We start from the raw sequence: 12341 nt of genomic DNA, 5'->3' as shown, positions 1-12341 counted from the left end.
GTTTGCTGAACGACGGTCGACGGACTACTGGCAACTGTTTTCATCGCCAATAGGACACCATACCTCCGCCAGAATAGCGCACTTATTTTATTAGATCTTTTCAATGGAGGAAAAAATATGCTCATCATTTTTGTTATGTTTCTTCTCGGTATTATTTTAGGCTTTATTGGTGCCGGGGGAGCAGGCTTTGTTATTGCACTTTTAACTCTTCTCTTCCACGTCCCGATTCATACGGCTTTAGGCACTTCCCTCGCCGGGATGGCTTTCACCAGTTTATCAGGGGCGTACAGCCACTATCGTGAAGGGAACATTCAAATGAAGATCGGCTTAACAGTCGGCTGCTTTGCTGCGGTCGGCTCATTTTTCGGCGCCAAGCTGACATCTTTCATTCCGGCTGATTTGCTTCATTACTTGACGGCTGGGATGTTATTTTTATCAGCGATTCTCATTTTAATCAGATTGTTTCTTTTAAAAGAGAAGGCACAAGTGAATCAAAGCACTCTTTCAACGTATACGAGAGCGGTCATCTTAGGAATTGTAGCCGGCGTTCTTTCCGGCACATTCGGCATCGGGTCAGCGCCTTTTATTCAAATCGGTTTAATGATTATGCTGAACCTGTCCATCCGCCATTCTGTCGGAACGACCATGCTTGTAATCATCCCTCTCGCGGTAGGAGGAGGCATCGGATATATCACAGAAGGATTTGTTGATTATGTATTGCTGATCAAGGTTCTGGTCGGCACAATGTGCGGTGCCTATGTAGGCGCGAAATTCACCAACCTTATGCCAAAGGTGGTCCTGAAATCGGCCATCTTTTTGACCCCGGCGATCGCGGGCCTGCTGTTGTTATTCTAATAAGACAAAAAAACCTGACATATTGTCAGGTTTTTTATTTATTGGTTCTGCTCTGCTCGTTCTTTCGTTAATCCAAAAAACGCCAGCGAGCCGATGACAGCTGTCACAAACATGATCGCTCCCATCGGGATGGCTGTTGTCTCATTAATGCCCACAAGCGGCGACACGATCGAACCGAGGAGCAGCGGAAGCATTCCTAGCAGCGCACTTGCACTTCCGGCACGATGCCCCTGCTTCTCCATGGCCAGCGTAAACGTGCTGGTCAGAACCATGCCGATTGTAATCATGTAAATGAAAATGGATATGACTAATGTGGCAAGAGGGCCGTGGATCATGGTCATGGTCAAAAGCACAGCAGTCGCAATCATAGCCGTAATGACCGCCATGCGAAGCAGGCTCTTTTCATGAATGATTCCGCCAAAGCGCCCGATAATAAAACTGCCCGATATAATTGCCAGGCCGTTAATGCCGAAAAGAATGCTAAACACCTGCGGAGACACCCCATAGATATCCTGGTATACAAATGGTGTACCAGATACATAAGCAAAGCTTCCCCCGTGAATAAATCCGACAGTTAACGCGTACCCCATAAAGGATCGATCCTTCAGCAGGCTGCCCATCGTTTTAACAGATGTGCCGATTGAGCTTGGAATCCGTTTTTCTGGCGGCAGCGTTTCTTTTAATCTCAATGCAATCAGAAGAACAAGTAAAAATCCGATAATCGTTAACACATGAAAAATCGTATGCCACGTAGCAAATGGCAAAAGCAAAATGGCACCGCCTGTCATAGGCGCAACCATTGGCGCAACAGCTGTAATGACCATTAACAGCGAGAAAAATTTAGAAAGCTCTCTGCCTGTAAATACATCGCGAACGATGGCCCGAGACAGCACAAGCCCTGCGGAAGCGGTAAACCCCTGTAAAAAACGCGCAGCCACTAATGTTGTAATGTTGGGCGATAGCGCACAAAACAGAGAAGATAATGCAAATAAAAATATACAGATTAATAGCGGTTTCCGTCTTCCCTGCGCATCACTGACCGGCCCGACAATCAGCTGGCCGATGGTAAGCCCGACCAGGCAGGCTGTTAAACTTAACTGTACAAGTGAAGCACTTGCTGATAAATCATCCGCGATTTCAGGAAAACTCGGCAAATACATATCTATATTAAGCGGGCCCAATATAGCAAGCATGCCGAGCAGAAACGCCAATGCCAAGCGTTCTTTTCCAGTTGGATTGTGCAGCATGTTATCAAACCTTCCCTTCAACCTAGTCCCTTATATAAAATGGATGTCAACTCCAACGATGGATTGAAGCTGTAAAACATTTGTATATTGTATCATAACTTTCAGTCTGTGAAAGCCGCTTAAAGCTTGAACGAAAGACACAAAAAGATCAGGATCTGCTGTCCTGATCTTTTGAGTTCCGATATAGCTCTGTTCTATACCCATAACCGCAAACCCGCCATAAGAAGAACACCGCTGATCACAGTAATGGATAAACTTTTCGTTTTCATCGCAATCAAGAGAGTCGGGATCAGGATGACGGCTACAGGCCAATTCAATTGAAGAGAATCATTTGACTGAATCATACAATCCTTTACGACAAGTGCTGTCAATATACACACCGGTACATAGGATAGCCACTTGAGCACGGGCTCCGGCAAAGTGATATTCCGAACAACTAAAAAGGGAATGACGCGGGGAATCATCGTGACCAGCGCACAGCCGATAATCACCATCAAGATGTATGTATTGACACTCATTTATCAGTCACCACCCCGATTGTTGCTACGATGACCGTTGATATGATGACAGCAAGATGAGACGGCATAAAGAAAGAAAAAACAACCATGGCAATCACCATATAGATAATGAGAGATACATAATGTGTAAGCTTCGCCGGCACAACATGTTCCAGTTGAAGAACCAGCAGCGCTAAAAACATAGCCGTCACCGCAAAATCAAGTCCGAACGATTCCGGATCGGTAATCCACTTGCCAAAAACAGCACCTGCCACACAGGAAAGCACCCAGCATGCATACGCAGTAAGATTTAAACCGAACATCCAGCGGTCGTTAATCGGCTCTTTTTTAACAATCTTATTTGAAGCAACACCGAACGATTCATCTGTTACCATCATGCCGATCCCTACATTTTTCGCCAGTGAATACTTTGAAAAATGAGGAGCAAGCGCGGCACTTAGTAGAAAATTCCGCAAATTCACAATAAACGTTGTCAGAATAATGGCTGACATTGGGCTGTTCGCCGCTAACAACGCACACATAATGAACTGGGCGCCGCCTGCAAAAACCAATCCTGACATTAACACAATTTCCATTACGCTTAAATGCGACGCAACCCCCACGATTCCGAGAGCCAAGCCTACACTGATGTAACCGACCAGCGTCGGAACACAATCTTGAAATCCCTGCAGGAATGTTGGCTCGTCAGTTTTTGCATGAGTCATTTCTTTTTCAGATATCATTCTGTTCTCCTCCTCGTTTAACATATTATACACACGTATGTTATAACTGACAACAGAATGTGATAACAGACTTCCATATGTTATAATAAAGCGAATATGGACGTAAGGAGATACATGTATGGATGATATCCAAGCCATTATCGCAATGAATCTAGTCAAACTTAGAAAAAACAGAAACCTGACCCTTGATCAAGTTTCTGAATTAACGGGTGTCAGCAAAGCGATGCTCGGACAAATCGAAAAAGGGAAATCAACCCCGACTGTCACCACGCTATGGAAGATCGCAAACGGGCTTCAAGTATCCTTTTCTGTATTTCTAAAAGAAGACAAACCAAAAGTTAGAAAAATCAACCTGCAGGATATCGAACCTGTTACAGATAATGAAGAAAACTACAGCGTCTACCCTTTTTTCCCCTACAATCCTGAAACAAAGTTTGAAATTTACGTTGTTGATCTGAAACCTGGATGTATACATGAAGCAAAAACACATTTAGGAGAAGAATATATTTTAATTAAAGAAGGCGAATTAACAGTCATTCTGCAGGGTCAGGAGCATATGCTCGCTTCCGGAGACGCCTTGCAGTTTACAGGGTCAACCCCGCACAGCTACATCAATTCATCTGAAGAAACGGCCAGTTTTTTTCTGCTGATGTTTTATCCTGAGCCGCAAGGGTGACATACAACCTCTCAGCTTAAATCGCTGGGAGGTTTTTCATATGTGCAAATGGCTTGCAAGATGAAATCATTCGTTGTATATTAATTGACGTGTCAATCATTGATATATCAATTAATAGTTTTGACAAGAAAGAAGGGATGGGTTTTGGCATCATTTTGTTCAGAGGAAGCCGAGATTTTATATCAGCTGCAAGGCGTGAACAAGGTGATTGGCATGAAGTTCGAGGCATGCACGGGCATCAGCCAATCTCGTTTGGAATTGCTGACATTGCTTTATCATGCAGATGAGATCAGTCAAAGCGACCTTCAAAAGAAAGTAAATATAGATAGCGCAGCCGTCACTAGACACCTAAAACAGCTGGAAGCCAAAGGCATGGTATCAAGACGGCGCAAGCCTGAGGACAATCGCATCACCCTTGTTCGGTTAACAGACCAAGGAAGAGAGCGAATCGAGTCTTCTAAGAAAGAAAAGGAGCGTTTCATGAAGGAAATGCTCGCAAATGTAAGTACAGAAGAGCGCCGCCTGCTCATTGATGTGCTGGCGCGCATGCGGAACAACATAGACAATATTGAAGCATAAGAGGAGTGTATCAACATGATCAAAACAAATGATTTTATGGAGATTATGAAAGGACGCCGTTCCATTCGCAACTATGATCCGACAGTAAAAATCACTAAAGAAGAGATGACAGAAATCTTAGAGGAAGCAACAACTGCGCCATCTTCTGTTAACGCGCAGCCATGGCGTTTTCTCGTCATTGACAGCCCGGAAGGAAAAGAAAAGCTCGCACCGCTTGCAAGCTTTAACCAAACACAAGTCACAACATCATCTGCTGTCATTGCTGTATTTGCAGACATGAACAATGCAGACTACTTAGAAGAAATCTATTCAAAAGCTGTGGAACTCGGTTACATGCCGCAGGAGGTCAAAGACAGACAAATCGCTGCGCTGACCGCTCATTTTGAAAAGCTTCCTGCACAGGTGAACCGCGAAACGATTCTGATTGATGGAGGCCTCGTTTCGATGCAGCTAATGCTGACTGCACGCGCACACGGCTACGATACAAACCCGATCGGCGGATACGATAAAGAAAACATCGCGGAAACCTTTGGATTAGATAAAGAACGTTATGTACCGGTTATGCTTCTTTCTATCGGAAAAGCAGCAGACGAAGGCTATGCTTCCTACCGTCTGCCGATTGATACAATTGCAGAATGGAAATAAAACAAAGAGCTCAGGAATATTTTCCGGGCTCTTTGTTTTAAATAAAGCCGCCGTTCACGCGGATCGTCTGGCCTGTGATCCATTGTGATTTTTCACTTACAAGGAACTCGATGACATTTGCAATATCTTCGGGTTCACCAATACGGCCGAGTGCGATGGTCTTTTTCAAACCTTCAATTTGCTGCTCGGTTTTGCCTACAGTGAACAGCTCAGTGTTCACCGGCCCCGGCGCAACTGCGTTAATGGTGATTTGCTTTACTGCTAATTCTTTTGCAAGCTGGCGGGTGAATTGCTCAACAGCACCTTTTGTTCCTGCATACACGCTGTACGTCGGAAACATTTGACCGACGACGGATGTCGAGAAGTTGATGATTCTCCCCTTCTCCTCCATGTATTTCATCGCTTGCTGGCAGGCGAAAAACGTTCCTTTTACATTGAGATTAAACTGCTTGTCGAAGTCTTCCTCTGTTACTTTTTCGATTGGCTGATAAATATTGACACCCGCATTGTTGATGAGAATATCTACTTTTCCAAAGGCCTCGATGGTTTTTGTAAATAACGACTCGACGCCGGCTACCCGGCTGAGATCGGCTTGGATGGCTACAGCTTCTCCGCCCTTTTTCTTGATGCCTTCCACAACCTCTTCCGCTTTTTCCGGGCTGCTTGAATAATTGACTGCTACTTTGATGCCGAGATCAGCCAGCTGTTCGGCAATTGCACGACCGATTCCCCTTGAAGCTCCAGTTACAATCGCTGTTTTTCCTTTTACCCGTTCCATGTATGTCACCCTCCGATTGATTACGATTTTTCAGTAAAAGCCAAAAAACCATTTTCAAGCAATGACCAAACACTTTCAAATTCCTCTTCAATCGTATCTTTTTTCCACTCGTACGCATGAGCGGGATGATGAAAACGTTCTGTAGCGTAAAAAATGCCTCGTGCCAGTTCCTCATGATCATTTGATTTCGTGTCACAGTCATTCAAAAGAACACTCAATTGCTTGACCATATGAACAATGCTTTTATTGACCATCTCAGAGCATTCACCCGTTACTTTCGCATACATGGCAAATAATTCTTCATCTTCTGAAGCATAATACCGCTTTAGATCAACCAATTTCTTGATATAAGCTTTTACATGCGCAGCACCTTTTAGAGAAGAATCCTCATATACAGCGGTAAGAGGCACGCTGATCTTTTCATTCAGCCACATTTCAGTCGCCGCTTCCAGAATCTCTTTTTTGCTTTTGAAATGGCGGTAGATCGTTCCATGGCTTACATGTAATGCTTTCGCTACATCTGTGATTGATGTTTTGACGACACCAAAACGCCTTAGTGTTTCTTCTGTCGCTATCAGTATTTGTTTTTTGGTTAACACGTCACCTTCTGAAGATCTGTTCATAGTGCTGCGGCTTTTCAGGGCCGCATAAGACACCTCCTTGAGGACATCTTAGCAAAACCGCAAACAAATGACAAATATTTATTTTTGTCATTTGTCATGAAAAAAAGAGTGATGAACTATTCATCACTCTTCTCTTGGTTATTCTTTTGTTTTCTTCCTGCCGAACGGCCACCAGTTGCCTTCGCCAAAGGTTGCGATGATTGCCGGAATGAAGAGCGGAAGGATGACAAGACCGTAAAGCAAGAGCCCGATAATGATGACACTTGCCACCTGCATCAGCGTATTGACGCCTGAAGGCATCATCGCCGCGAACGTTCCGGCCAAAATAATGGCCGCTGTAATAATGACGGATCCCATTTTGCTCATTGATCTGATAACACCTTGCTCAATGCCCATATGCACCTCTTCCTTAAATCGGTCCAGCAAGAAGATCGAATAATCTACCCCTAACGCGATCAAGATCACAAAGCTGAAGAACGGTACTGCCCAGCTGACGCCGGCGTTTCCTAAGCCGTTTACAAAAATCAATTCTGTTATGGATATCGACGTATAGTACGTGAGCAGCAGTGACGCGATCATATAGATCGGCATAATCATTGAGCGGAACAAAATGGTTAACACGATAAACAGGCCAATAATCATGATCACCATTGTTCTGGAGAAGTCCGTTGTAGACAGCTCTTTTAAGTCCGCATTCATACTCGTGACCCCGCCGTATACAATCTGTGCATCCTCGAGAGGAGTGCCGTCAACTTCGTTTGCTGCAGCTTTTTTGATTTGGTTGATTGTCGTAATGGCTTGTTCTGAATAAGGATTGGAATCCAAGACGACGCTTAATTGCACGCCTTTGCCGTCTGCAAAGGAATATTGGTCAATTGACTTCTTAAAGTCTTTATCTTTCATCACTTGATCAGGAATGAATATCCCTGTATCCCTTACGGTTGAGCTTTTACTCATATCCTCTAACATATCACTGGAAGCTGTTATGCCGTCAGTGATTTTCGTCAGGCCATCATTTGCGCTCTTGACGCCTTCGGCAAGCTTCTTCAGGCTTTCCGCCAGCGTTCCGGCTTGTGCCTGCTGGCCTGAGAGCTGCTGATTTGCTTGTTCAAGACCAGTTTGAATCTGACCAAGCTGTCCGCTGATTGCCGTAAGCTGCTGTACGGTCTGTGCGGTGTTGCCGGTTTGGGAAATCCGTTTGCTCACAAGCTGCAGCTGCTGATTGATTTTGCCTAAGCCGTCTGCCGCATCGCCCAGTGAACCGCCGGAGCTGATATTTGAGGCTGAGCCGGTTTGCCCCGCCATTTGATTGAGTCCGTTTTCTATATCCGTTAAACCTCTTTGGACATCGGCAATTCCTTTTACCGTCTTATCGAGCCCGTCTGAAACCGAGCCTAGCTGTTTATCAATATATAAATCTTTGATTTTTTCACCAGTCGGCTGCGTGATGGTCATGACAGAGTCAACATGATCGACTTTCTCAATCGCTTTGCTGATATTTCCGAGATAAGGGATTGTATCAGCTGTTGTGAGATCTTTGTCTCCTTTCACGACAACATTGATCGGGAACGCTTTCCCTTCACCGAATCCGTCCTTGATGGCCTCGAGAGCTTTGATTGATTGATAATCGCTGCTGATTTCCGCAGTCGAATCAAATGAAATCTGGTCATCATAGGTCAGAATGAACGGAAGCGTGATAATTACCGTGATGACAATGAACAGAAACGGACGCACAACGGAATGTCTCCCGAGAAACGCCCATAATTTATTGTCACTGTGAGACAGCACTTTCTTAGAAGGCCAGAATAATTTTTCACCCAGCGTCACCATAAATAATGGCAGCAGTGTGTAGAGGATGATCATTAAGATTCCAACTCCGACTGCGACTCCTACTGCAGATTGGAAAATCGCAAACTTCGCAAATCCTAAGGCGGAAAATCCGATCAATACCGCAAATCCGCTGATAAATAAGGTTTTTCCTCCTGTACGGTAAGCGATAAGCGCCGCTTCTTTTTTGTCATGCCCGTTTGCCAATTCTTCACGGAATCGGGTAAGAAGCAGAATGCAGTAATCTGTTCCGATACCGAACAGGATGGCGACTAAGAAGGTTTGCGTAAACGTTGAGATAGGAAAATCAACATTGTACACAAGGATCCCCAAAATGGATTGACTGATCAGATAAGAGAAACCGACAATCACAATCGGGATAAAAGGCGTCACAACAGATCGGAAAACGATCAGCAGTAAACCGATGATCAAGCAGACGGTGATTACTTCCGTTTTCTTGAGCCCTTCCTCTGAGCTATGAGCGAAATCCTGATTGATGAGAGAAGCTCCCGTAATATATGCGGTCAAATCATCAGGAACGATTTTATAAATGTCATCCGCGATTTTTTCCGCCTTTTTATCAGAACCTGTAATCGTGACAGGAATGAGGACGGTTTTCTTATCTTTTGAAATTAATTGGTCTTTAACTTCTTTTTCAGCTGTCAAAGGAGACGTTACCTCTTCTACACCGTTGATCTTTTTGATTTTATCGACCATTGTGCGAAGCTGATCCTCTGTTTCTTTCTTCAAAGCGTGGTCTAATGTAAAGACAACACTGATCGAATTATTGTCTTCTCCCGCTTGCTTTAAAATGGTGTTTGCTCTTTCTGAAACGGCATCATCGGGAAGCTGAGCCTGCCCCTTTTGATTGGCCAGCTCCGTTAAGTTCGGAGAAAACAAACTCAATACGACGGTAAGTGCTAATATAACGGCTGCAATTGCCCACTTGAATTTGATGATTGCTCTCATTCGGCAGGATCTCCTCCTTTAAATTTGCTTTTTAGAATGGTGAATATCTCTATGATGGAATTTAAGTGTTCCTCATCTATATCATCGATCAGCCCTTTGAGAGCGTTAAAGATGGCTGAATCTAATTCTTCTAGTATGGTTTCACCGCTGGTTGTAATGTTAATTAGCTTAGAGCGCTTATCACTCTTGGCCGGACAGTCATCCCATTCAACCAATCCCTTATCGAGCAGCTTTTTCAGTCTGTTCGAAATCGCGCTCTTATGTACATTTTGATACATGGCTAGGCTGCCGGGAGAGGTTGGGCCCTTAACTTTTAAAATTTTTAACAGGTCCGCCTGTTCTCTGGAGATATGCTTGAAGACATCCTGATTGATTTCACGATGCACAAACTCTGTCCCTTCAAGCAGGACTTCCACAAACAGGTTTATCGCCTGACATAGCTTTTGTTCATTCAACATCTTCCCCTCCTCATTATAGTTTACCCCTCTAAACTTTATGATCAATGTTAATTAGTTTATTCCCCTAAACTATGTCTGTCAACATATTTTATTCACGAACCTCCACAAAGAACACCCGTTCGTGTACAATAGAAGTTATAAACGCGAAAGGGGTAAATTAACATGTCAGATTTTTCATTAAAATTGTATGAATATAACGTCTGGGCCAATCAGCAAATATTCAGCCGATTAAAAGAGCTTCCAAAAGAGGTATATCGCCAAGACATGCAAAGTGTGTTTCCGTCGATCTCCCATGTGCTGTCTCATGTTTATCTTTCTGATTTAGGCTGGATTGAAGTGTTTTCCGGCAAAAGCTTGAGTGATGCTATGGCGTTAGCTGAACAGCTTAAAGAACAGACAGAGGCAAAAGAAATGGGGGAAATGGAAGCCCTGTTTCTAACGTTATCTGAGCGCTATACATTATTTTTACAGCAAAAAGAACAGCTCAATAAGCCCCTCCAGATTCAAAACCCCTCTGGCGGAATCATGAAAACGACTGTTTCTGAACTGGTTCCCCACGTTGTCAATCACGGGACATACCACCGCGGCAATATCACGGCAATGCTGCGGCAGGCAGGATATGCATCAGCTCCGACAGATTACGGGCTCTACCTGTATATGAAAAAAACAGAAATGGCATAAGAAAAAGCGGCTCCCTAAATGGAGCCGCTTTTTTATGAGAAATAGTCCAAATCACATTAAAATTTCTTTTCATATATCCTTTATAGTAAAAAAGATAGAAATTTTAGTGTTATAATAATCATTAAAAACATATTGCTGACTCAATAAACATTTTTTAATGGAGGAACACACAAAGTGACAGACGACATGAGGAAAGACAATATAAATCAGCAAAAATTGGAGAGAGGCTTGAAAAACAGGCATATCCAGCTCATCGCCATCGGCGGGGCCATTGGGACAGGCTTATTTCTCGGCTCTGGAAAATCGATTCATTTTGCTGGACCGTCGATTTTATTTGCTTACATGATCACGGGGATCATTTGCTTTTTAATTATGAGATCTCTGGGTGAACTGTTGTTATCGAATTTGAACTATCACTCTTTTGTTGATTTTGTGCAAGACTATTTAGGCGATATGGCAGCGTTTATCACCGGCTGGACATATTGGTTCTGCTGGATTTCCATTGCGATGGCTGATCTGACAGCCGTCGGGCTTTACACCCAATATTGGCTCCCGGGTGTGCCGCAATGGGTGCCCGGCTTAATCGCTCTGATTATTTTACTGATTATGAACCTGGCAACCGTCAAGCTTTTTGGAGAATTAGAATTTTGGTTTGCTTTAATTAAAGTCATTGCCATTTTGGCCCTGATCGTCATTGGCCTTGTGATGATCTTCAAAGGTTTTTCCACAAGCTCAGGGGTCTCCAGTTTCACAAATCTCTGGAGCCACGGAGGCATGTTCCCGAATGGCATGCACGGGTTTATCCTCTCGTTCCAGATGGTTGTGTTTGCCTTTGTCGGTATTGAGCTGGTCGGACTTACAGCCGGTGAAACAGAAAACCCTGAAAAAGTAATTCCTAAAGCGATCAACAATATCCCTGTCCGGGTGCTGCTTTTCTATATTGGTGCTCTTCTTGTGATTATGAGCATCTATCCTTGGGATGTCATCAATCCTAGCGAGAGCCCATTCGTACAAGTATTTGTCGCGGTGGGCATCGTCGGGGCAGCAAGCATTATCAACTTTGTTGTATTGACATCCGCTGCTTCAGCATGCAACAGCGCTGTATTCAGTACAAGCCGTATGGTCTATTCCCTGGCGAAAGATAACAATGCGCCTGAATCAATGGCGAAACTGACTCCGCGTAAAGTACCTAGAAATGCATTGTTCTTTTCGGCTATTGTGATTTTAATCGGTGTCACGTTAAACTACATCATGCCAGAAGGCGTATTCACCCTGATCACAAGCATTTCAACCTTATGCTTTATCTATATTTGGGGTATTACGATCATCTGCCATATGAAATACCGGAAAACAAGACCTGAACTAGCAAAAACAAATAAGTTTAAGCTTCCGCTTTATCCGTTTACAAATTACCTGATTCTTGCGTTTCTGGCGTTTATCCTTGTTGTGCTGGCATTGGCTGAGGATACCAGAGTTTCGCTATTCGTTACACCGGTTTGGTTTATTTTGCTGATTGTGATTTATAAAGTAAGAAAAGCGAAGCATCAATAAGATTCGCAGCTCCTGCCTCAGAAATGAGAGCAGGAGTTTTTTTGATGAAAATGACCTTTGCTTTCGAATTTGAAGGTATGCTATAGTATTTGTAATCAAAACAAGAAGGGATGATGGGTGGACAATGATTAACTAATCTTATTTTTACCGTTTGAAATCAATATTTCAAATCAGAAAAAATAGGATTAGTCTGCCCATTTTCTATATATACG

13 protein-coding genes are annotated in these 12341 nt (G+C 43.6%); 6 read left to right on the top strand and 7 right to left on the bottom strand.

The genetic code is table 11. The features are described 5' to 3' along the window. The first annotated feature begins 117 nt into the window (after positions 1-117). The gene (locus CVV77_RS16455) at positions 118-855 is read left to right on the top strand and encodes a sulfite exporter TauE/SafE family protein (RefSeq protein WP_019257618.1); all 738 of its coding nucleotides are present in this window, start codon (positions 118-120) and stop codon (positions 853-855) included. A 38-nt stretch (positions 856-893) separates the two neighbouring features. Here the strand turns inward: CVV77_RS16455 and CVV77_RS16450 are convergent, their stop codons facing one another. The 3 genes from CVV77_RS16450 to CVV77_RS16440 form a co-directional block, all read right to left on the bottom strand. Further along, positions 894-2102 carry an MFS transporter gene (locus CVV77_RS16450; RefSeq protein ID WP_100275927.1) on the bottom strand — a complete coding sequence of 403 codons (1209 nt, stop codon included), beginning with the start codon at positions 2100-2102 and terminating at the stop codon, positions 894-896. Between the two features lie 194 nt (positions 2103-2296). Further along, a complete protein-coding gene (locus CVV77_RS16445; RefSeq protein ID WP_100275926.1) occupies positions 2297-2620 on the bottom strand; it encodes an AzlD domain-containing protein in 324 nt (107 codons plus the stop codon). After that, positions 2617-3342: an AzlC family ABC transporter permease gene (locus CVV77_RS16440; RefSeq protein WP_072173547.1), complete on the bottom strand. Its 726-nt coding sequence runs from the start codon at positions 3340-3342 to the stop codon at positions 2617-2619. Before CVV77_RS16440 ends, CVV77_RS16445 begins: the two co-directional genes overlap by 4 nt. Before the next feature lie 118 nt (positions 3343-3460). Here CVV77_RS16440 and CVV77_RS16435 point away from each other — a divergent pair, with 118 nt between their 5' ends. From CVV77_RS16435 to CVV77_RS16425, 3 genes are all read left to right on the top strand, one after another. After that, entirely contained in the window at positions 3461-4018 is a 558-nt protein-coding gene (locus tag CVV77_RS16435) for a helix-turn-helix domain-containing protein (RefSeq protein WP_003225384.1), read from the top strand. An 84-nt stretch (positions 4019-4102) separates the two neighbouring features. Continuing rightward, entirely contained in the window at positions 4103-4597 is a 495-nt protein-coding gene (locus tag CVV77_RS16430; RefSeq protein WP_080010747.1) for a MarR family transcriptional regulator, read from the top strand. Positions 4598-4612: 15 nt separating this feature from the next. Next, positions 4613-5242 (top strand): nitroreductase family protein, encoded by a 630-nt coding sequence (locus tag CVV77_RS16425; RefSeq protein ID WP_003240607.1) that lies wholly within the window; start codon positions 4613-4615, stop codon positions 5240-5242. A 37-nt stretch (positions 5243-5279) separates the two neighbouring features. Here the strand turns inward: CVV77_RS16425 and CVV77_RS16420 are convergent, their stop codons facing one another. The 4 genes from CVV77_RS16420 to CVV77_RS16405 form a co-directional block, all read right to left on the bottom strand. Further along, positions 5280-6020, bottom strand: coding sequence for an SDR family oxidoreductase (locus tag CVV77_RS16420; RefSeq protein ID WP_100275925.1), 741 nt, complete (start codon positions 6018-6020; stop codon positions 5280-5282). 20 nt (positions 6021-6040) lie between these two features. Next, entirely contained in the window at positions 6041-6643 is a 603-nt protein-coding gene (locus CVV77_RS16415; RefSeq protein ID WP_100275924.1) for a TetR/AcrR family transcriptional regulator, read from the bottom strand. Between the two features lie 138 nt (positions 6644-6781). Next, positions 6782-9439 carry an MMPL family transporter gene (locus CVV77_RS16410; RefSeq protein ID WP_100275923.1) on the bottom strand — a complete coding sequence of 886 codons (2658 nt, stop codon included), beginning with the start codon at positions 9437-9439 and terminating at the stop codon, positions 6782-6784. Beyond that, entirely contained in the window at positions 9436-9894 is a 459-nt protein-coding gene (locus CVV77_RS16405) for a MarR family transcriptional regulator (protein ID WP_029316777.1), read from the bottom strand. Before CVV77_RS16405 ends, CVV77_RS16410 begins: the two co-directional genes overlap by 4 nt. 165 nt (positions 9895-10059) lie before the next feature. Between CVV77_RS16405 and dinB the strand changes: the two genes are divergently transcribed. Beyond that, positions 10060-10578, top strand: a complete 519-nt coding sequence (dinB, locus tag CVV77_RS16400; protein ID WP_100275922.1) for a damage-inducible protein DinB — start codon at positions 10060-10062, stop codon at positions 10576-10578. Positions 10579-10752: 174 nt separating this feature from the next. Then, entirely contained in the window at positions 10753-12129 is a 1377-nt protein-coding gene (locus CVV77_RS16395; RefSeq protein ID WP_100275921.1) for an amino acid permease, read from the top strand. Positions 12130-12341: the final 212 nt, after the last annotated feature.

The sequence above is a fragment of the Bacillus sp. SN1 genome, from assembly GCF_002796895.1.
Lineage (GTDB): Bacteria > Bacillota > Bacilli > Bacillales > Bacillaceae > Bacillus > Bacillus inaquosorum.
The sequence above is the reverse complement of the archived record's forward strand: the minus strand, read 5'-3'. Positions and strand labels throughout refer to the sequence as shown.